Genomic DNA, 20,426 nt, shown 5'->3' on the forward strand with positions numbered 1-20,426 from the left:
TTTTAGAAAATCAAGCCATGTCCATCGCAGCATCCATTGACTTTCATGACGCAGACCCGAGCACCCCGGTGGCTTTCACGCCGCGCCAGGAGGCTGTGCTCGAACATGCCCTTTGCCTGCTGGTGGAGGGCGGTGAAAAGGCGCTGACGACGGCCGGTCTTGCGCGCACGGCGAACTGCTCGAAGGAAAGCCTCTACAAGTGGTTTGGTGATCGGGACGGGTTGCTGGCGGCTGTTGTTGCCTATCAGGCAAGCAAGGTTCATTTTCCTTCAGAAGGCGGAGCGACATCCGATGCCGCGACTTATCGCGCTCATGTTGATGCCTTTGTTGCCGAGTTGCTTGCCGTTCTGTTTGGCGAGACCTCTCTGGCGCTCAACCGTCTCTCGATCGGTCAATCGAACCGGGAAGGGGGCCGTCTCGGCCAGCTCCTTCTGGTGCGCGGCAAGCACATGATCTCGACCCGTGCACGTTCGCTTCTGGAAGCTGGACGCCACAAGGGGTTCCTCAAATTCGATGACGCAACAACCGCCTATCAGGTCCTCTACGGGCTTGCGGTTCGCGACGTTCACATCCGCCTTCTCCTGGGAGAAACAGCGACACCTGCAGAGCAGGACCTGAAGACCCAGGCACGAACAGCCGTAGCGCAGTTTTACCAGCTCTACGGCGCCTGACACCACACATCCACACATGAGTTGAAACCGGCCCGATGGAAATGAAAGGGTCGGCTGATAAAAGGGGAAAGGGACTACCATGCGCGTATATTATGACCGCGATGCAGACATCAACCTGATCAAGTCGAAGAAGGTTGCCATCATTGGTTACGGTTCTCAGGGCCGTGCGCACGCCATGAACCTCAAGGACAGCGGCCAGAAGGATATCGCCGTTGCCCTGCGTGCCGGTTCCACGACCGCTCTGAAGGCAGAAGCTGATGGCTTCAAGGTCATGACTGTTGCCGAGGCAGCTGCATGGGCCGACCTGATGATGATGGCGACGCCGGACGAGCTGCAGGCCGACATCTACAAGGACCACATTGCCGACAACATCCGTGATGGTGCTGCAATTGCATTCGCTCACGGTCTGAACGTTCATTTCGGCCTGATTGAGCCGAAGTCTTCCATCGACGTTCTGATGGTTGCTCCGAAGGGCCCGGGCCACACCGTTCGCGGCGAATACGTCAAGGGTGGCGGCGTGCCGTGCCTTATCGCGGTTCATCAGGATGCAACAGGCAACGCACATGACCTCGGTCTGTCCTACGCTTGTGGCGTTGGCGGCGGCCGCTCCGGCATCATCGAAACCACTTTCAAGGAAGAGTGTGAAACCGACCTCTTCGGCGAACAGGCAGTTCTGTGCGGCGGTCTCGTCGAGCTGATCCGCGCCGGTTTCGAAACCCTGGTTGAAGCCGGTTATGCTCCGGAAATGGCCTATTTCGAGTGCCTGCACGAAGTGAAGCTGATCGTGGACCTGATCTACGAAGGCGGCATTGCCAACATGAACTACTCGATCTCCAACACCGCTGAGTGGGGCGAGTATGTCACCGGCCCGCGCATCGTGACGGCTGAAACCAAGGCTGAAATGAAGCGTGTACTGTCCGACATCCAGACCGGCAAGTTCACCTCTGACTGGATGCAGGAATACCGTGCAGGCGCTGCCAAGTTCAAGGCAACCCGCCGTCTGAACGACGCTCACCAGATCGAGGAAGTTGGCGAAAAGCTCCGTGGCATGATGCCCTGGATCAAGTCCAACGCCCTCGTCGACAAGACCAAGAACTAAGCCACTTGCCCGCGTTGGACTTGTCCAACACGTAAGAACCCTTGCGCCGCTTTGCGGCGCGGGGGATCAAGTCCAACGCCCTCGTCGACAAGACCTAGAACTAAGCCACTTGCTCACGTTGGACTTGTCCAAAACGGGATGAACCTCTGCGCCGCCTTGCGGCGCGGGGGCCAAGTCAGACGTTGAAGGTTAATTGTCAAAAGAAAAGCCGGGAGAGATCCCGGCTTTTTGCTTTTGATCATGTGACGCGCCAGAATTCCTGCTGGCGTTTGATGTAGTCGAGCAGGCACCACAGAAAGAGAGTAAGGCCGGAAATCTCGAGGGTCTCTTCCGTGGTGGCTGCTAGATAGTACTGCCAGCCACGTTCCTCGACCCCTTCGGCCAGATATCCGCCTATGAGCTCCATGCCAATCGCACCGCTGACAAACAAGGTGCCCGCGATGAAAAAGCCGAGTGCCGTCTTGCGCGGCAGCTTCAGGAGGAAGGGGATGAAATAGAGGCCCGTGATGGCAACAAAGATCGAGCCGGGGATCACCCATGCGAAATAGAGGATACCGCCTGTATTGAGCATGGCCTGCAGGCGTGAACCGACCTCTTCATGGAATGCGGCGGATTCATCCAGCGAAAGAGCAAAGAAGATCGCGGCGAGCAGAAACCACGTCATTCCAACAGACTGCCCGCGAGCGCGGTTGAGGAGACCGGCAAGGATCAATGCAACGGCGCAGGCGGTCATGATTTGCGATGAGTACCAGGCCGCCAGGGTTGTTTCGGCATCCAGTGAAATGTGACGCAGGCCCTGAAGGACAGTCTCCATTCCGAAATGGGAAATGTAGACTTCGCGGAAAACTCCCAGAGCTACCACCAGTGCCGACACCCAGGGGACCAGTTTCTGGACTGAGGAAAGGGACACGGACACAATACTTTGTGCCTCGGTCCTCATGGTCGAACCTGTTTGGGCGGCGGAGGTGTTCATGCTGAAAATCCGTACAAGAGCAAATCGGCGTGTAAGTTAAAAATTGTAAATAATTACAATTATAACTTATGGTTGCTTTGTCTTGTAGCAGATCCAATTGTCTCAGAAAATTGTTTTCTTGACAGGCGGCAGCGCAAACGAAAAGGGCCCGTGTGAACGGGCCCTTGGTCTTGCCTAAATGTTGGATCAGCCCGAGATGAAGGGAACCGTACTCACGGCTTCCTTAGCAATCTTCTTGAAAATTGCGTTGAGCTGATTTGCATTGTTGGCATCATAGTAGTGCTTGTTAGATGTCGCGCAGTCTCTCAACAACTGCTTTCCGCTCGCAGGAGCCTGGAAGGCGACGGTGTAGATCGTGATGCCGGCATCTTTTGCCCTTTGGCATTCCTGTCTTGCCTGGGTAGGCCTCCCATCAATACCGTCTGTCATATAGAGTATGAAATATTCCGGCTTTTGACCGTTCTTTGTCATGTGGGCAGAAGACTCTGCGGCCGACAGAAGGTCATTCCGTGCGGTGGCGATTGTTGAATATGCTGCCGTCCCGCCGCCAGCCTGCAAACCGTTGACCCATCTTTGAACGGCATCCTTGTCCCAATTCAGGCCGAATTTTCCATAGTAACCCCATGTATACGCATAGGCTCCCAACCGCGCATACTTGTTCTCCTTGTCGGACTCTTTCAGCGTAGACACGAGCGAACCGACGGCCTGCTTCAAGACCGACATCCGGGTGGGGTAATTCCATCCCATTGATCCGGATTTATCGAGGACGAGTGCCATGGAATAGGCGCCGCCAACCTGTTCCGTATTGCCCGTGGTTTCCGATTTGAAGCCCACGGACATCTTGTTCTTCCCGGAGCCGCCATCGCGGAGGAAGAAGCTCATAGGGCTAGCCGGTACTTCCGCACCACCCTCAACTACAACCTTGTAGGTTGTAGCACCATCCTTGGTGATTTTCTTGACGGAGGTCTTTGAGTCGAACGTAATCTCTCCGAACGGTGACGAACCTCCGGCGCCGTATCCTGCAGCTATCTGTTGGAAGGCCGCCTTCGCATAGGCTTCAGCATCCTTAACGTCTATTTCCCCTGCAAGCAGTGCGCGAGTGGTTGTGACAGACGCTTGGTCGGCGGCGTTTTGCAGTCTCTCTCTCTGACTGATGGCGCTGCTTATATCGATCCCGAAGCCGATGATGGTCAGGAGAAGCATGAAAGTGATGGCGAAGATATGTACGACAGCGCCTCTTTCATCGCCCCAAAATCTGCGAAACTTCAGCATTGGTTTTCCCCAATTGTCATAACTCAAATAGCGAACGAAAATAGGTTTCATGCGCCGCACTCTGGGGATGTTCCAGTAGATGCGTCGAGGACCTGAAAAGGAAATAAATCTTCCTTTGAGTAAACTTGTAGGGATGCAGGCTAAAAAGCCTGTTTAGAAGTTTGGTAAAATTTTATATAAACTGGAAAAAGTATGGTCGTTCCAAAACTATGATGAACGTAACGTAACTTTCAGGAGCCAAACCTGTTGATGAGGTCAGCTACGTCCTTGTCTCGTGCTGATTCCGACTTGCCGCCCATGACCACAACAATGAGGCGTTTGCCGCTTCGATTGGCCGTTGCCACGAGATTGTAGCCCGACATGCGAATGTAACCGGTCTTGAGGCCATCAACACCATTCACCTTGCCCAGAAGATTGTTGGTGCTCTGGTAGGTTCGCCCACCATAGGAAAATGACTTTGCCCTGTAGAAGCTGGCATATTGCGGGAAACGGGATTTGAGGGCCCGACCCATCTTTGCCATGTCCCGGGCCGTTGTAACCTGACGCGGGTCTGGCAGGCCACTGGCGTTGACAAACCGGGTTCGGGAAAGGCCGAGGCTTTTTGCCTTGGCGGTCATTCTGGAGGCGAAGGCTGCTTCACTTCCGGCGATGTTTTCGGCGACGGTGATGGCCACATCATTGGCTGATTTCACCGCAAGCGCCCGGGCTGCCTCTTCAACCGTGATCGTGGAGCCTGCCTTCAGGCCGATCTTTGCCGGGGGCTGGGACGCTGCGTTTGCTGACACAGTGAGGGGGGAAGACAGGCTGTAGCGCCCCGAGCTGACTTCCTCAAACAGAAGGTACAGCGTCATCATTTTGGTCAGGGAGGCCGGAAAGCGGGCTGCATCGGCGTTTACAGCGTAGAGTTCCTGTCCCGTTGCAGCGTTCAAAACGAGCGCGGAATAGCCCTGCGCAACGGCGGTTGGGGGGGCGTAGGAAACCGGTGCAACAGGCGTGGTGACAGCGGGTGCCGGGGTCTGGGCGGTTGGCGCAGGTTTGTTTGGGGAAACGGACGTTGTTGGTGCGCTCTGGCAGGCTGCCAGAAGCAAGCCAAACCCCAGCACAAGAGCTTTCGGTTGCCAGCCAAATCCACGCGCGCCAAGCATTCTCAGTACGTCTCCAACTCACCCGCAGGCTCAGGGTTTCAGCTTATAGCCGGTCTTGAAAATCCGGTGAATGACCAGAATGCTCGCCAGCAGGAACAGCATCGTCATGCCGAGAGACAGAGCGAGGCTGACATCGGCCTGACCATAGAAACTCCAGCGAAAGCCGGAGATCAGGTACACAACAGGGTTAAGCAGCGTCACCTTCTGCCAGATTTCCGGCAGCATTGTGATGGAATAAAAACTGCCCCCAAGAAAGGCGAGGGGAGTGACAATCAGAAGCGGCACGAACTGCAGTTTTTCGAAGTTGTCAGCCCAAATGCCAATGATAAAGCCGAGCAGCGCGAAGGTGACGGATGTCAGGACGAAAAAGACGATCATCCAGACCGGGTGCTGGATCTCCAGCGGCACAAAGAAATTTGCCGTAATCAGGATGATCACGCCGACAAGTGCAGACTTGGTGGCAGCCGCTCCGACAAAGGCAATCGTGACTTCCAGAAACGACACAGGAGCCGACAGGATCTCGTAGATTGTTCCGGTAAAACGCGGAAAATAGATGCCGAAAGAGGCGTTGGAAAGGCTCTGGGTCATCAGCGACAGCATGATCAGGCCCGGCACAATGAAGGCGCCATAGCTGACGCCATCGACTTCCGAAATGCGCGAGCCAATGGCGGCGCCAAAGACGACGAAATAGAGCGTTGTCGACAGGACCGGCGAAACGATGCTTTGCATCAAGGTTCGGCGGGTCCGCGCCATCTCGAAGAAGTAGATGGACTTGATGGCGTGGAAGTTCATTGTTGGCCCTTTACAAGGTCGACGAAAATGTCTTCGAGCGAACTTTGCGTGGTCTGAAGATCATGGAACCGGATGTCCGCATCAGAAAGTGCGGTCAAAAGGGAGGTAATGCCGGTTCGCTCGCTCTGGGTGTCATAGGTGTAGGTCAGGGTTTTGCCCTCTGCACAGAGCACCAGATCAAACCCCGACAGGTTGTCCGGTATGCGGCTCAAAACCTCCTGCAGGACAAGCTTCAGCTCCTTTCGGCCGAGCTTGCGCATGAGTTCGGCCTTTTCCTCAACAAGGATGATTTCGCCCTTGTTGATGACACCGACCCGGTCGGCCATTTCCTCTGCTTCCTCGATATAGTGCGTGGTGAGGATGATGGTGACACCGCGTTCCTTGAGCTTGTCGACGAGACGCCACATGTCGTGGCGCAGCTCCACGTCGACCCCGGCTGTCGGTTCATCCAGGAACAGGATCTTGGGTTCGTGCGCGAGAGCCTTTGCCACCAGAAGGCGGCGCTTCATGCCGCCGGACAGAGACATGATCTGGTTGTCGCGCTTGTCCCAGAGGGTAAGGTCCTTCAGGATGCTTTCGATCAAGGCGGGATTTGCCGGAAGGCCAAAAAGGCCGCGGGTGAACTGGACGGTATTCAGCACAGGTTCAAAGGGCGCGGTCGGCATTTCCTGCGGAACCAGTCCGATCAGCTGTCGGGCAGCCCGAAACTCCTTGATCGCGTCATGTCCGCCAACGGTGATCGTTCCCGATGTCGGGCGTACCAGACCGCAGATGGTGCTGATCAATGTGGTCTTTCCGGCACCATTGGGCCCCAGAAGAGCGAAAACCTCGCCTTCCTTGATGTCGAGCGACACGGATTTGAGCGCTGAAAAGCCGCTGTCATAGGTCTTCGTGAGATCCCTGACAGAAATGATCGAGGACATGGGAACCTTGTTCGGATTGTTTGCGAGCAACTCCGACTTGGCAAAACCGGAAGCTGAATCAGTGCAAGATTTGAAAAACGATTTCGCTGCACCCTGCCAGAAGTGCCGGGGAATGAAAAGGGGCGCTCTGATGGCGCAGATCGTTCACGATATGGAAACAGAGCGTCGCAACTGGTGGGGGCTGGTCCCGCTCACGTGGACGCTTACATTGAAGGCCAAGCACTTAACACCCTATCGGGAGAGACATCATGTCAATCAGACCCGTAAAGCACATTGGCCAGACCCAGCCGACGCTTGAAGGCGCCGGCGTCAAGCTGGAACGCGTTTTCGGATTTCAGGATCCGTCGCTGGTCGACCCGTTTCTGCTTCTGGACGATTTCCGCAATGAAAGGCCGGAAGACTATCTGGCCGGTTTTCCCTGGCATCCCCATCGCGGCATCGAAACCATCACCTATGTTCTGGCCGGTACGGTGGAGCATGGGGACAGTCTCGGCAATACTGGTAATCTGGGTGCCGGCGATGTCCAGTGGATGACTGCCGGGCGTGGGATCATGCATCAGGAAATGCCGAAGGGTGATGCCAAGGGCCGGATGCACGGCTTCCAGCTTTGGGCAAACCTGCCGTCGAACCTGAAGATGACCGAGCCCCGCTATCAGGATGTGAAATCTTCCGAAATTCCGGTTGTCACCGACGATGACGGAACGTCTGCGCGGATCATCTGCGGTGAATTCTGGGGCAAGCGCGGTCCGGTCGATGGAATTGCGGCTGAACCGCAATATCTCGATATCCATGTTCCCGGAGGCCGCAAGAAGCGCTTCAAGGTGGACACGCACAAGCAGACCTTCGCCTATATCTTCGAAGGTTCCGGTCGTTTCGACTATGCGTCCGATCCGTTTGGCGTTCTCACTGAAAAGGAGTTCGCCGGAGAGGAACTGCATATTCGCGATGAAACGGGCGATCGCTCGCTGGTGATCTTTGGAGCGGGTGATGAGGTCGTGGTTCAGGCCGGGGAGCAGGGAATTCGCTTCCTGCTGGTGTCAGGGGCGCCGATCAAGGAGCCGGTTGCCTGGCATGGTCCGATCGTCATGAACACACGGGCCGAGCTCATGCAGGCGTTCAATGAACTGAGGAATGGCACCTTCGTTCGGTGACAATCGCTCGAAAAGACACCCCATAGGGCCGCTTCGGAAACGGAGCGGCCATTTTTATTCTGCCTTGCCAGCAAGGGAATTGAAGGTTAGCCGATAGGTCGTTTTGCAAAACGGTGATTGTTCATGACCTTGAAACTGCGTCCGGCTCGGCCTGATGATGCTACTGCTCTGACTGCCATTCTCCACCGCGGCAAAGCCTCCTGGGGGTATCCGGATGACAAGATGGCGGAGTTTCGGGAGCACTGGCGGATTTCGGAAGAAAAGATCGCCGGTATGACCGTACTTGTCGCGGAAAGAGATGGTGTTCCGTGCGCCTTTTTGAGTGTTGGCCCGCGCGATGATCAGACGCTTCTGGTGGACGACCTCTTTGTAGACCCGACAGCGCAAGGGCAGGGTGTCGGCTCCCTGTTGCTCTTGCGCGCTGAGGATATCGCCCGATCGCAGCGTCTCTCAAGGCTCTATCTGGAGAGCGATATTCATGCCGAGGCGTTCTATCTCAAACACGGGTTCAAGACCGTCTCGCATAAACCGAGCGAGATGATCCCGGGAAAACAATTGCCGCTTATGGAGAAGACGGTTCCATCTGCTGTGCATGTTGTCTCCTCGCTCGATATCAGGTTGGATTCAGAAAAGCCTTGGGGCTTTGAGCTTGAAAACAAGGAGGAGATTGATCGTCATTGGGAAAAAGTCATGGATGGCAATCAGCAGCTTTGGGATGGGCGCGTCCTGAAACTGGTTTCCAGCCGGTTTCACGATGGAGTGTTTTCAGGACGGTGTTGCATTTGCAACTTTTCCAGCTTTCTTGCCTGGCGAGACTGGGGTGCTCCGGACCCTTCTGCCTTTAACCTGTTCGGATCTGCAGTGCTTCGTAGTTCCGATGGTGCCTTGCTCTACGGCGTCATGTCCAACCACACCGCCAATGCAGGAAAGGTCTATCCTCCCGGGGGAAATCTGGACCCGGATGATGTCCGCGCCGACGGGACTGTCGACATCAAGGCGGCTATTTATCGCGAATTGGAAGAAGAGACCGGGTTGAGCGCATCTGCTGTACAGGAAGGCGAGCTTCTGATCGCCTTCGATGGGCCGCGGATAAGTGTTGCACAGGTTTTTAACGTGCCGTTTGATGCGGACGATCTGGCCCGTCAGATCATGGACCACTCCCTTGCCTCGCAGGAACAGGAGCTTGCGGATATCAGGATTATCCGTGAAATCGACGATCTTCATGATCCGATGATTGTCCCCTATGCTCGAGAAATTGGATTCTACGTTCTTGGGGCGCGTGCTGCTTAAAGAGACTGTTCACCATGGCACCACGGAAGAGGGTGGCGAAGCGGTTCAGTCCGTGCAAAAGTCGCGCGACTCGCATTGCAAAAAGTCGAGTTGATTGAAGGGAGATTTTGCTGATGGGTCGTCGTTACGCCATTCTTGACGTCTTCACGAACACTGCGCTTGCGGGCAATCCGCTCGCTGTCGTTCTGGATTCGGACGGTCTTGAAGATGCCCAGATGCAGGCCATTGCCAAGGAATTCAACCTCTCCGAAACGGTTTTCGTCTCTCCTCCGGAAAACCCGGGTCACTCGGCCAATGTGCGCATCTTCACGCCGGGCGTCGAGCTTCCCTTTGCAGGCCATCCAACGGTTGGCACAGCGATCCTGCTCGCAACGGAACGTTTTGGCGATGTCGAGGGCGAACAGGATGCGGTTGTTGTCCTGAAACAGAAAATCGGTGTTGTTCGCTGTGCGGTCGTGCTGCGCCAGCATGCTGCCGCCTTTGCCGAATTTGATGTGCCGAAGCTTCCAGAACCGGCCGGACCGACAAACAACAACGAACTGATTGCCGAGGCGCTGGGCCTTGAGCCCTCCGACATCGGGTTCGAAAACCACGACCCTTGCCGGTTCAAGGTCGGGTCGCCGTTCAACTTCGTTCCGGTCCGCGATCTGGATGCGCTGACCCGCGCCAAACCGAACATGGCGCGCTGGCGCAAGGCCTTTGGCCATGACGAGCACAATGACGCCTATGTCTACTGCCGCGAGACACGGTCACACGAAAGCGCCTTTCAGGCCCGCATGTTTGCCCCCGAAATGGGAATTGCCGAAGACCCGGCCACAGGGTCGGCCGCAGCGGCCTTCGCCGGTGTCGTCAATTTCTATGACGGCCTGACGGAGGGCACGCATCACATCCGCATCGAACAGGGTTTCATCATGGGGCGGCCGTCCCTGATTGACCTCGAAATCGATATTGAACGCGGCAAGATGCATGCTGTCCGCATTGGCGGGCAGGCCAAGCTGGTGGCCCGCGGCGAGCTGTTTGTCTGAGCCAAGAGAGCTCTAAAACCGACATTTCCCGTTGCGCCACACCCATTTGGGAACAATGCGTGTTGCATCGGGAAAAATCCTGCCTTATGAACAGGGCACGTTAACTCATCGGTCACGTTTCAGGCTCAGCCTGAATATTCCTTGTGACCCGAATAGGCCGAGACCCGACAGAACATGATCGCGACGCGCGACATTGTTGGACATTCGAACGACGCGCAGACTTTGCGCGGCGGCCTTATTCTCCTTGGCGACCTCCTCCTTAGATGCCCCTGAGCGTCGGCTGAACCGTGTTTTGATGAACGGACGGGCACTCAGGGGGATAAGCGCTTCACCAGAGATATCTTGAAAACAAGATCGTGCCTGTGAGCCATTTGAGAACACCGTTCCAGAGCCGATCGTCACGAGGGAAAACAACATGACCACCACCGACAAGGATCAGGTCCGCATCTTCGATACGACCTTGCGCGACGGCGAGCAGTCGCCCGGCGCGTCCATGACCTTGGAAGAGAAGCTGCAGATCGCCGAAATCCTCGACGAGATGGGCGTCGACATCATCGAAGCCGGTTTCCCGATTGCATCCAATGGTGACTTCGAGGCGGTCTGCGAGATTGCAAAGAACTCGAAGAACTCCGTGATTGCCGGCCTTGCCCGTGCGATCCATGCGGATATCGACCGCTGCGGCGACGCCGTGCGTCATGCTGAAAAGGGCCGCATTCACACCTTCGTCTCCACGTCCCCGATCCATCTGCAGTATCAGATGAACAAGACGCAGGAGCAGGTGCTGGAAATCATCACCGACACGGTGACCCGCTCGCGCAACCTGATTGACGATGTGGAATGGTCTGCCATGGACGCGACCCGCACGCCGATCGACTATCTGTGCCAGTGCGTGGAAGCGGCGATCAAGGCCGGTGCGACCACCATCAACCTGCCGGATACGGTCGGCTATGCAACGCCGGACGAATACAAGAAGATGTTCTCCGACATCATCGAACGCGTGCCGAACAGCGACAAGGCGATCTTCTCCGTGCACTGCCATGACGATCTGGGGCTGGCTGTTGCCAACTCCCTGGCCGGTGTGGCTGGCGGTGCGCGACAGGTCGAGTGCACGATCAACGGTCTGGGGGAGCGTGCAGGCAATGCGGCGCTGGAAGAGATCGTCATGTCGATCCGCACCCGCGGGGATGTTCTGCCCTATACCTGCAATATCGATCCGTTGTTCATGACCCGCGCGTCCAAGCTGGTGTCTGCAGCCTCCGGTTTTGCGGTCCAGTACAACAAGGCCATTGTCGGCAAGAACGCCTTCGCACATGAAAGCGGCATCCATCAGGATGGCATGCTGAAGAATGCCGAGACCTACGAGATCATGCGTCCGGAAGATGTTGGCGTGAAAGCGACCTCGCTGGTTATGGGCAAGCACTCGGGCCGTCATGCGTTCAAGGACAAGCTGAAGGATCTGGGCTACGAGCTGGGCGACAACGCCCTGCAGGAAGCTTTCCGTCGCTTCAAGGATCTGGCCGACCGCAAGAAGCATGTCTATGACGAGGACATCGAGGCGCTGGTTGAAAACGAAATCGCGATTGCAGGTGAAAACACCAAGGTGATCGCCCTGACCGTGATTGCCGGCACCGGCGGTCCGCAGAAGGCGATCCTGACCATGGACGTCAATGGCAAGCACGAGACCCGTGAAGCCACCGGCGACGGCCCGGTTGATGCGACCTTCAACGCGATCAAGATGATCTGCCCGCATGAAGCCAAGCTGTCGCTGTATCAGGTTCACGCCGTGACCGAGGGCACGGACGCGCAGGCGGAAGTTTCCGTTCGCCTCGAAGCCAATGGCCGCATTTCCACCGGCAAGGGTGCCGACACCGACACGCTTGTTGCCTCGGCCCGCGCTTATGTGTCTGCCATGAACAAGCTGGCCCAACGCCAGCAGGGTGCAAACCCGGGTGCGCTGAAGGCTGTTTGAGCGGTTGCCATCTTTACGAAATGACGAAGGGGAGCCGATTGGCTCCCCTTTTTGTCTATTGCGCTCCGTAATCAGCTCGCGTTAGCCGATAGAAGGTCAGATCTTCGTCTTCAATGTGTCTGTTTTGCCAAAAGGTCAGCCCGGCCTTTTCCATGACCTTCAATGATTTTAAGTGCTCGGAAACAGCGAAGGCAATCAGGTGGTCGTGTTGGGTGTTTTCAAAGAACCAGTCAACCAGTGCGGTTGCAATTTCGGTCGCATAGCCTTGGCCCCATGCATTGCGCCTGAAGCTATAGCCCAGCTCCCAACCAGCAGGCTCTGTGTGCCATGAGAAACCGGCTCTTCCCAGAAACTCACCGTTGCGGGTCTCGACCTTCCATTTGCCCAGACCGGCAGTCTTGTTGTCTTCTATATAGCGGTCCAGCCGACTGCGAACTTCTGCTTCCGGCATTGGGACCGGACCGCATGAGAGGTAGCGATTGACCTCCGGGTCTGAGTGGAGATCGAGCAAGTTGGCGAAATCCTGCTCCGTAATCGGGCGAATGCGTAACCGCTCTGTTTCTAAAATGATGTCGGGCAGCTGAAAAACTCCAGAACAAAAAAGAACCCTGCCGAGGCAGGGTTCTGGATGAATTTGGTCGCGGTGTGGCAGCCGATGGTCAGGCAGACATCACATAGGTCTGCATGGAGGGGCTGAGGACCTGGAAGACGTCGCAGGGCATGCCGTCCACGCGCTTGCTTTCGCGGTAATAGAAGCCGGAATCCAGCATGGTCTCACGCACGAGCTTGTTGTCTGTGCGAACGACGGCCACCAGATGCGAGAAATAGGTGTTGTCGAAGAACCAGTCGATGAGTTCCCGGCACAGGCGCTCCGGCAGCTGCGGATGTTTTTCGATGGCTTCGATGGACAGGCAATAGTCCAGCTCGATTTCGGAAGTTTCGTCACTGGCTGAATATCCGGCCCAGCCAAGAAACGTTCCGTCCTTCCGGGATACCTTCCAGCGCGAGAAGCCATGTTGCTCCTGATGCTCGATGGCCTCGTGAACGAAAGTGCGAGCGGACGCATCGGTCCAGTCATTCGGGTTCATGCAGATGAAGCGGGCGACACGGGGATCCTGCCACAGGTTCTCGATCAAACCGATGTCTGCGCCTGTGAAAGGCTCAAGCCGCAGCTCCCCGATTTTCACGACAAGATCTTGCACAACGGCCTCCTTCGTGTGGTTGCTTGTTTGCCAGTTAAAATTGCGTACGCGAATGAACGGAGTTTTCAGTTCCCATTGGGCATCATGAATTATTTAACTAAGAATGACCCAGCGTTCGGTATATAGCACACAAAAAACGGAAATTTCCAGTTTTCTTACCCTGCGTCGCGACTTTCGTCTAGTGCGCTGCAAAAAATTACGGCCGCATCAACTAAACTTTTGCGTGTATGTGACTTTGACGGATCGATGCGACACCAGTGTGACATCTGGTTGCGGAACCATGTTTCCTGACGCTTGGCATATTGTCTTGTTGCGATGACAAGCTGCTCAAGTGCTTCTGTTTCGGTCATGCTTCCAGACAGAAACGCACTGACTTCGCGTACGCCAATCGCGCGCATCGCCGGAAGGGTTGGATCAAGGTGCCGGTCAAGCAGGCTGGAAACCTCCGCGCAACCCTCGGGACCAAGCATCAGGGCACCGCGTTGTGCAATGCGGTCGTGGAGCCATGGGCGAGGCGGGCTGAGGACCAGCGGCAGCGCATCGGACAGGGGAACGAGGGGCTTGGACTGGGCATCGTTTTGCCAATCCGACAGGCGACGCCCGGTCGATTCGACCACTTCCAGCGCACGGGTGAGTCGCTGAAGGTCGATCAGGTCGCGGGCAGCTTCCGGGTCCTTTTCGCAAAGGACCGCAGCGATACCTGCAGCTCCCTCCCGGTTTGCAAGCTCACGGCATGCCTCCCGGACGTCCGGTTTGATCTCCGGGATCTCGGCAAAGCCTTCCGTCAGGGCCTTGTAGTAGAGCCCCGTTCCTCCCACCAGAATGGGGGCAGGGCTCGTGGTATTGGCAAGAAGGTCTTTCACCGCGCGCAGCCAGTCGCCGGTCGAAAAGGCCGTGCCGGGGTCGACAGTGCCATAAAGGCGGTGGGGGGCTTCGGCCTCTTCTTCCGGGCTCGGGCGGGCTGTGATCAGGCGAAGGCCATCATAAACCTGCATGGAATCGGCATTGATGATGACACGCCCCAGCCGATGTGACAGTTCCAGCGCCAATGCCGACTTGCCGCTGGCGGTCGGTCCGGCTATCAGGATGACGCGGCGGTCCATGCCGCTTGCCGTAATCACTTCGCCCAGGGTTTTTTCCATGTCTCTTGTTGCCACTCTCGTCTGCCGGCCGACAGTTCCCAAATTGGATGTCGATGTTCTTGCCAAGGCCGCAGGGGCATTGGGGTCTCCGGAAGCACCACGCGTTCTGAGCGAAGGCGTTGCCGCTGATCTGGCCGTTCCGTCTGCCTTGTCGACCGCTGAGGCCCGCTCGCGGATTGTCTCGGCGCTGGAGGATCTTCCGGTTGATGTCTTTGTGCAACCGCAGGCGGGTCGACGCAAGCGTCTCCTGATCGCGGATATGGATTCCACCATGATCCGGCAGGAATGCATTGACGAACTGGCTGCCGAACTGGGCCTGAAAGAGCAGATTTCGGAGATCACCGAGCGGGCCATGCGCGGCGAGATCGATTTTGAACCGGCGCTGAAAGAGCGCGTTGGCCTGCTGAAGGGGCTGAGCATCGGGCAGGTGGAAAATGTGCTCAATTCGCGCATCCAGCTGATGCCGGGTGGTCGCACGCTGGTGCAGACCATGAAGGCGAACGGCGCTTATTGCGCGCTCGTATCCGGCGGCTTCACCCGTTTCACCGGTCCGGTGGCTGCCATGATCGGTTTTAACGAAAATCAGGCGAATGTTCTGCTGGAGGCAGACGGAAAACTGACTGGCGAAGTTCAGATGCCGATCCTCGGGCGCGAGGCCAAGCGGGAGCGGCTGCTTCAGCTGATCGAGGAAAAGGGCCTGACGGCTTCGCAGACCATGGCTGTTGGGGACGGAGCCAATGATCTTGCCATGCTGGAAAGCGCCGGATTGGGGGTTGCCTATCGCGCAAAACCCGCCGTTGCAGAAGCCGCCGACGCTCGCGTGGATCACGGCGACCTGACCGCGCTGCTCTACATTCAGGGCTATTCGGAAGACGAGTTCGTGCTCAGCTGAGGGGGTTGCGATCTTCACAAAAAAAAGCCCGCCAAATTGGCGGGCTTTCCTTGTTTTATGGGGCTTATGGCCGTTACTCAGCATCCTTCGGAGTGCGGATTGTGATGGCCGGGTTCATGGGGAAGAAGTTCATCGGCATCATGTGAACGGTCTTCCATTCCGTGGACATGACCGGCCAGTCTTCCATACGCGGGATGTGATGGAAGCCTGCGGTGAACCAGGTGACCAGATCCTTGTTGACCAGGTTCGCGTCATCCTCGATCCAGGTCGCCAGACCATCGCTGCCATCAGAGGCGAATGCCAGTTTTCCGCCGGCATAGCGTTCATCGGGCTTGTACTCGGTCGTCCAGACGCTGTTCTCGATATAGCGATTGCGCATGAAGGGCGGGTCGTTCTCAAAGTCGAACGGACCATAGGCAACCGAACCGTGATGCAGCATGTAGCCGGGCTTGTATCCCAGATATCCGTCCTCGTTCGGGTTCATGATGTGGAAGTATTTCGGTTTGAAGGAGCTGATCTGGAACGTGCCTTCCTTCTCGCTTTTCACCATATCATTGCGCACCGTCCAGAACGATTTGCGCGGTGACCCTTCCGGAGCCTGTCCTTCCACGATGTTGGCAACCATCATCGTGTTGTTGGGGCTGTCGATATCGAAGTCGAGACGGAAGTTGAAATAGTGGTCGTGATAGGGGGCAACCAGATTTGGCGCGATCAGGCGTCCATATTTGGTGTCCTCGGCGGCACTGGCGTCGGTGACAGAAGTTGAGTTCACGCCCTTGACCGCATCGAGCCCCGACGCGCCGATCTTCACATAAAGCTCGCCATTCTGCTTGAACCGATAGTCGATCAGGTAGTCATAGTTGCCGACTTCCGAGGCGGAGCGAACGACAAGTTCGGTGTCGGGGCGTCCTTCGGTCGGTACGAAGCTGTCCGGGCCTTGCGCAAAGACCTCGAAATGCCGCCACGCGGGATCGCCGATGTTGCGTTCAAAGACGCAAATGGCATCCGGAATCTCCAGCGGATTGCCGTTGTCGTCATGGATCATGGCGGGCAGGAAGGAGGCGTAGGACGGGCAGTCGATGCCCTTGCGCAGCGGGGTCAGGAACAGGCCGAAACCATACTCGCCGCTGTCCATATAGGTGCGCCAATACCATCCGGAGGTCGGGTCCATATAAGGAACGAAGACTTCCGACAGATGCGCCTGATAGAGCACCGAGCGCCAGCGGTCGCCATCCTTCACGTCGATGTTGGACAGGACAACGCCGGGGCGTTTGTCGGTGCGATAGCGCATGCGCCAGATGTCCCAGGAAATCTGGGTTCCGTCGATGGTGATGCCGGACCCTTCCGGTCCCTTGACGCCTGCAGTCTCACGCTCCTCGCGCAAGGGAGCGCGCTTGGCGATCTCATCATCCGTGTAGCCCCAGTCATCGGAGGGGATGGCAACCGGCTCCTCGTCGATGACGTCCAGCACTTCGCTGGCGGCAAGATCAACAACGGCAAAGAGGCCTTCGATCGGCTTGGCATAGAAGTTCGAGCCGGTCGGATTGACGTAGCAGGGCACCTTCATCAGGCGCTTTCCCTTTTCCGCGTCGGTGAAGAAGTTGCCGGCGGTCAGAGGCAGGCAGAATACATCCTCCGGGGTCAGGCCGCGCTTCTCCAGCCCCGCTGCCATGCGCGGATCACCCAGCGCGGTTTCCATGGCGGTGATGAACTCGGCGAACATGACCATGGGCTGACCGTCGAGCGGCCCGGAGCTTTCGACCGTGCCGTCGGTGATGTTGACCACGGCTTCATGAAACGACCCGCCCTTGAACATGTGAACGGCGGCCTTGCGATCCGGGGTCGTGCCGGACAGGACTTCGGATTTTGGAGGTTCCAGCAACTCGATCAACGGATAGAGTGTATCGCCATCTGCAGTCCCGGAACTGTTCAGGATGCTGGTGACCGCCTTGATTTCATCTCCTGTCAGTCCGTCCAGAGGATGGCTGGCGGCGGAAGCTGTGGCAAGGCTCAAGGCGAGTGCGGTTCCTGCCGTCAGGCACGTGGCAAGTGACCTGATAAAACTCATGTTGCGTCCCTTTATCATTGTAAAATAAACCGACCGTTCGGACGATAGAATGCGAAGGGCGCGCAACGAATGCAAATGCAAATGCGGGTTGTGCGTTGCAAAATTGCGCTGCAGCGCGGCAAGGCGTTCATTTCGTTCGCAGAGCATTTTCGCGTGTAGTAATGCGCTAATACCCGTTCATCGCCGGGGTTTGCTAGGTGTTGGTCATCAGCAACGCTCCCGGGAGGACATGATGAGCGCGAAAAAAATTCTGATGATCACCGGCGATTTCACCGAAGACTATGAAACCATGGTGCCGTTCCAGGCGCTGCTGGCGATGGGGTACGACGTGGATGCGGTGTGCCCCGGCAAGAAGGCTGGCGAAACGGTCGCAACGTCGATCCATGACTTCGAGGGCGATCAGACCTACACGGAAAAGCGTGGCCACAATTTCACTTTGAATGCCAGCTTTGCTGATGTTTCTGTTGAAGATTACGACGCGCTTTTGATCCCCGGCGGACGGGCGCCGGAATATCTGCGGCTGGACGACAAGGTGATCGCCGCCGTTCGTCACTTCTTTGACGCGAACAAGCCGGTTGCCGCGATTTGCCACGGCGCACAGCTGCTTTCTGCAGCCCGTGTGATCGAAGGCCGGACCGTTTCCGCCTATCCGGCCTGCCGTCCGGAAGTCGAACTGGCTGGCGCCACCTATGCCGACATTGCGATTGATGGAGCCGTGACCGACGGCAATCTGGTCACTGCACCGGCTTGGCCTGCTCACCCGGCATGGCTCAAGCAGTTTGTTGCAGCACTCGAAGGTCGTGTGGCTGCAGATATCGCTGCCTGACCTTCCTTTCGGGGTGTGAGGTGGACGGGGTCTCTTGCCCGAGCCCCGTCCATTATCCATAGTCGGCCGCGAAGTGGCTCGGGCAGGGCAGGCGGAGTTGGATCATGTGCAAACTGTTTATCGAGGCTGACAGCACACTTTGGGCAAGCACGACCCGCTCCATGCGGATTGACGGCATGGTCACCAGTGTGCGGCTTGAGAATTTCTTCTGGACAGCGCTGGAGGAAATCGCCGAACGCGATCGCATGACCGTCGTCCAGCTGATCACCAAGCTGCACTATGAAAGCATTGATGCCGGGCATGACCTCGGCAATTTCACAAGTTTCCTGCGTGTGTGCTGCGGGAGATATCTGGCCTTGCAGCTGTCAGGCGATGTGCCGCGCGACAAGCGTCTGCCGATTGCCGAACTGGATGCCGACAGCATTCTGGAAACCGAACGCGGCCGGGTTCATTGAAACTCAAGGGCTTAAAAAGCCCTTCTTTTCGGCCTCTTCCAGTAAGGATTGCCCATAATCCCAAAGGGTGGGGAAAGGGGAGAGTTTCGGTTCTTTTTTCTTTCGAAGCAATGCTGCGCTGAGGTCAGTATGACTTTCGCCCGAACTGCCGGGGCCAAACACCATCAACATTGGGTGGAGGGCGTCCATCGCGTTTGCGAATTTGGCTTCTTGCGTGGCTGCATCTTCAAACTCGTGCCAGAGCGCTTTAAACTCGCGGCGCTGTTCTTCGGGCAGGAGGGAAAACACCTTTTCAGCAGCAGCTTGCTCGAGTGCGTGAACTTCAGCAGCGTTTTCTTCCGTAACCCAGTGATCCCCAGCTTCGATTTCGATCAGATCATGGACGACAAGAAGCTTCAGGACGTGACCAAGATCTGTTTCCTTGGGCGCGTGATCTGCGAGGACCATTGTTTGCAGCAAGGCATGCCAAGTGTGTTCGGCAGAATTCTCATATCGTTCTCCACTGACAAGCTTGTTGTTTCTGATGACGGATTTTAGTCGATCAGCAGTGAGCAGAAACTGAATTTGAGTATTAAGGGGCATGGATATCGCTTCTTCCTGCCTACAGCTCCCCCATGGCCGTCCTGAAGCGGGCGACACTTGCCGCAAAACCGTGGATCAGTGCATCTGCGGTGAAGCCGTGGCCGATCGACATTTCACGGATGAACGGTGCGCGCGCCAATAGCGGCGGGATATTCTCGACCGTGAGGTCATGACCGGCGTTCACACCAAGCCCTGCAGCCCGGGCAGCTTCCGCTGTTGCAACGATCCTGTCGAGCTCTCGCGCTGCCTGAGCAGGATCGTCATAACAGGCGCCATAGGGACCGGTGTAGATTTCGATACGTTCAGCGCCAAGATTTGCGGCCTTTTCGGGGGCTGCAGGATCGGGATCGCAGAACAGGGAGACGGTTACTGCCCAGTCCTTCGACATTGCAATGGCATCGGCCAGCGCTGAGGTGTCTTTGGAAAAGTCCCAGCCGTGGTCGGATGTTGTCTGCTGCGGATCGTCCGGCACGAACAGGACCTGATCGGGGCGGGCCTCTTCCACCAGTTTGAGAAAGTCGGGGGAGGGGTAGCCTTCCAGGCACAGTTCCTTGTTCGGGAACCGGTCCTCGATCAGTTCGGACAGCTCAAATACATCGGTCTTGCGAATGTGGCGCTCATCAGGGCGGGGATGAACGGTGATGCCCTTGGCTCCGGCTTCCATGGCAAGAGCGGCCAGTCCTGTCACGCTGGGCCAGGGCAGGTCCCGGCGGTTGCGCAGCATGGCGATGGCATTCACATTGACGGACAGGCGCGAAACGGCAGACATGGATTGAGTTCCGAAGGTATCTTTCAGTTGATGGCAAGAGCTTGCCGGAATGGGAGAAATTCCAGTTCCTGATGGCCGGTGTCAAATGCGAAATTGTTCCATGTGACAATGTTTTCTCCCCAAGTGGCGATGCACGGGAGGACGTGACGCCGCAGGCAGGTGCCGCAATTAGGGCTTGTC

21 protein-coding genes are annotated in these 20,426 nt (G+C 56.8%); 9 read left to right on the plus strand and 12 right to left on the minus strand.

From position 1 onward, the window contains the following. Positions 1-17: 17 nt before the first annotated feature. Complete coding sequence (locus F0155_RS15700) at positions 18-671, plus strand: TetR/AcrR family transcriptional regulator (RefSeq protein WP_150525482.1); 654 nt, start codon at positions 18-20, stop codon at positions 669-671. A gap of 79 nt (positions 672-750) precedes the next feature. Beyond that, positions 751-1,770, plus strand: coding sequence for a ketol-acid reductoisomerase (ilvC, locus tag F0155_RS15705; RefSeq protein WP_150525483.1), 1,020 nt, complete (start codon positions 751-753; stop codon positions 1,768-1,770). 238 nt (positions 1,771-2,008) lie between these two features. On the opposite strand, the gene F0155_RS15710 is transcribed toward ilvC, so the two are convergent. The 5 genes from F0155_RS15710 to F0155_RS15730 form a co-directional block, all read right to left on the minus strand. Next, the gene (locus F0155_RS15710) at positions 2,009-2,743 is read right to left on the minus strand and encodes a hypothetical protein (RefSeq protein WP_150525484.1); all 735 of its coding nucleotides are present in this window, start codon (positions 2,741-2,743) and stop codon (positions 2,009-2,011) included. Between the two features lie 186 nt (positions 2,744-2,929). Beyond that, positions 2,930-4,066: a vWA domain-containing protein gene (locus tag F0155_RS15715; RefSeq protein ID WP_150525485.1), complete on the minus strand. Its 1,137-nt coding sequence runs from the start codon at positions 4,064-4,066 to the stop codon at positions 2,930-2,932. A gap of 179 nt (positions 4,067-4,245) precedes the next feature. Beyond that, complete coding sequence (locus F0155_RS15720) at positions 4,246-5,160, minus strand: D-alanyl-D-alanine carboxypeptidase family protein (protein WP_150525486.1); 915 nt, start codon at positions 5,158-5,160, stop codon at positions 4,246-4,248. Between the two features lie 30 nt (positions 5,161-5,190). Further along, positions 5,191-5,952, minus strand: coding sequence for an ABC transporter permease (locus F0155_RS15725; RefSeq protein WP_150525487.1), 762 nt, complete (start codon positions 5,950-5,952; stop codon positions 5,191-5,193). After that, positions 5,949-6,875, minus strand: coding sequence for an ABC transporter ATP-binding protein (locus tag F0155_RS15730; RefSeq protein WP_150525488.1), 927 nt, complete (start codon positions 6,873-6,875; stop codon positions 5,949-5,951). The genes F0155_RS15725 and F0155_RS15730 overlap by 4 nt, the downstream gene beginning before the upstream one ends. A 248-nt stretch (positions 6,876-7,123) precedes the next feature. Between F0155_RS15730 and F0155_RS15735 the strand changes: the two genes are divergently transcribed. From F0155_RS15735 to F0155_RS15745, 3 genes are all read left to right on the plus strand, one after another. Continuing rightward, on the plus strand, positions 7,124-8,026 hold the full coding sequence (locus F0155_RS15735; protein WP_150525489.1) for a pirin family protein: 903 nt from the start codon (positions 7,124-7,126) through the stop codon (positions 8,024-8,026). A 123-nt stretch (positions 8,027-8,149) separates the two neighbouring features. Continuing rightward, positions 8,150-9,316, plus strand: coding sequence for a GNAT family N-acetyltransferase (locus F0155_RS15740; RefSeq protein ID WP_150525490.1), 1,167 nt, complete (start codon positions 8,150-8,152; stop codon positions 9,314-9,316). A 113-nt stretch (positions 9,317-9,429) separates the two neighbouring features. Next, entirely contained in the window at positions 9,430-10,341 is a 912-nt protein-coding gene (locus tag F0155_RS15745) for a PhzF family phenazine biosynthesis protein (protein ID WP_150525491.1), read from the plus strand. A 105-nt stretch (positions 10,342-10,446) separates the two neighbouring features. Here the strand turns inward: F0155_RS15745 and F0155_RS15750 are convergent, their stop codons facing one another. Next, entirely contained in the window at positions 10,447-10,758 is a 312-nt protein-coding gene (locus F0155_RS15750) for a hypothetical protein (RefSeq protein ID WP_150525492.1), read from the minus strand. Between F0155_RS15750 and F0155_RS15755 the strand changes: the two genes are divergently transcribed. Then, complete coding sequence (locus F0155_RS15755) at positions 10,757-12,310, plus strand: 2-isopropylmalate synthase (RefSeq protein ID WP_150525493.1); 1,554 nt, start codon at positions 10,757-10,759, stop codon at positions 12,308-12,310. The genes F0155_RS15750 and F0155_RS15755 overlap by 2 nt on opposite strands. 55 nt (positions 12,311-12,365) lie before the next feature. Here the strand turns inward: F0155_RS15755 and F0155_RS15760 are convergent, their stop codons facing one another. The 3 genes from F0155_RS15760 to miaA all read right to left on the minus strand — a co-directional run bounded on the left by F0155_RS15760 (position 12,366) and on the right by miaA (position 14,654). After that, a complete protein-coding gene (locus tag F0155_RS15760) occupies positions 12,366-12,977 on the minus strand; it encodes a GNAT family N-acetyltransferase (protein ID WP_150525494.1) in 612 nt (203 codons plus the stop codon). Beyond that, the gene (locus tag F0155_RS15765; RefSeq protein WP_150525495.1) at positions 12,970-13,512 is read right to left on the minus strand and encodes a GNAT family N-acetyltransferase; all 543 of its coding nucleotides are present in this window, start codon (positions 13,510-13,512) and stop codon (positions 12,970-12,972) included. Before F0155_RS15765 ends, F0155_RS15760 begins: the two co-directional genes overlap by 8 nt. Before the next feature lie 155 nt (positions 13,513-13,667). Then, a complete protein-coding gene (miaA, locus tag F0155_RS15770; RefSeq protein ID WP_150525496.1) occupies positions 13,668-14,654 on the minus strand; it encodes a tRNA (adenosine(37)-N6)-dimethylallyltransferase MiaA in 987 nt (328 codons plus the stop codon). Between miaA and serB the strand changes: the two genes are divergently transcribed. Continuing rightward, the gene (gene serB / locus F0155_RS15775) at positions 14,653-15,546 is read left to right on the plus strand and encodes a phosphoserine phosphatase SerB (RefSeq protein ID WP_150525497.1); all 894 of its coding nucleotides are present in this window, start codon (positions 14,653-14,655) and stop codon (positions 15,544-15,546) included. The genes miaA and serB overlap by 2 nt on opposite strands. Positions 15,547-15,619: 73 nt before the next feature. Here serB and F0155_RS15780 read toward each other — a convergent pair whose 3' ends face one another. After that, complete coding sequence (locus tag F0155_RS15780) at positions 15,620-17,614, minus strand: copper amine oxidase (RefSeq protein ID WP_150525498.1); 1,995 nt, start codon at positions 17,612-17,614, stop codon at positions 15,620-15,622. A 232-nt stretch (positions 17,615-17,846) separates the two neighbouring features. On the opposite strand from F0155_RS15780, the gene F0155_RS15785 reads away from it, so the two are divergent. Together F0155_RS15785 and F0155_RS15790 are read left to right on the plus strand one after the other, a co-directional pair. Next, positions 17,847-18,440, plus strand: coding sequence for a DJ-1/PfpI family protein (locus tag F0155_RS15785; protein WP_150525499.1), 594 nt, complete (start codon positions 17,847-17,849; stop codon positions 18,438-18,440). A 104-nt stretch (positions 18,441-18,544) separates the two neighbouring features. Beyond that, positions 18,545-18,895, plus strand: a complete 351-nt coding sequence (locus F0155_RS15790; RefSeq protein ID WP_150525500.1) for a ribbon-helix-helix domain-containing protein — start codon at positions 18,545-18,547, stop codon at positions 18,893-18,895. 3 nt (positions 18,896-18,898) lie between these two features. On the opposite strand, the gene F0155_RS15795 is transcribed toward F0155_RS15790, so the two are convergent. Together F0155_RS15795 and F0155_RS15800 are read right to left on the minus strand one after the other, a co-directional pair. Continuing rightward, positions 18,899-19,534 carry an HD domain-containing protein gene (locus F0155_RS15795; RefSeq protein ID WP_208999314.1) on the minus strand — a complete coding sequence of 212 codons (636 nt, stop codon included), beginning with the start codon at positions 19,532-19,534 and terminating at the stop codon, positions 18,899-18,901. Next, complete coding sequence (locus F0155_RS15800; RefSeq protein WP_150525501.1) at positions 19,497-20,246, minus strand: pyridoxine 5'-phosphate synthase; 750 nt, start codon at positions 20,244-20,246, stop codon at positions 19,497-19,499. Before F0155_RS15800 ends, F0155_RS15795 begins: the two co-directional genes overlap by 38 nt. Between the last annotated feature and the right edge of the window lie 180 nt (positions 20,247-20,426).

It is taken from the genome of Roseibium sediminis, from assembly GCF_008711325.1.
Classification (GTDB): Bacteria; Pseudomonadota; Alphaproteobacteria; order Rhizobiales; family Stappiaceae; genus Roseibium; species Roseibium sediminis.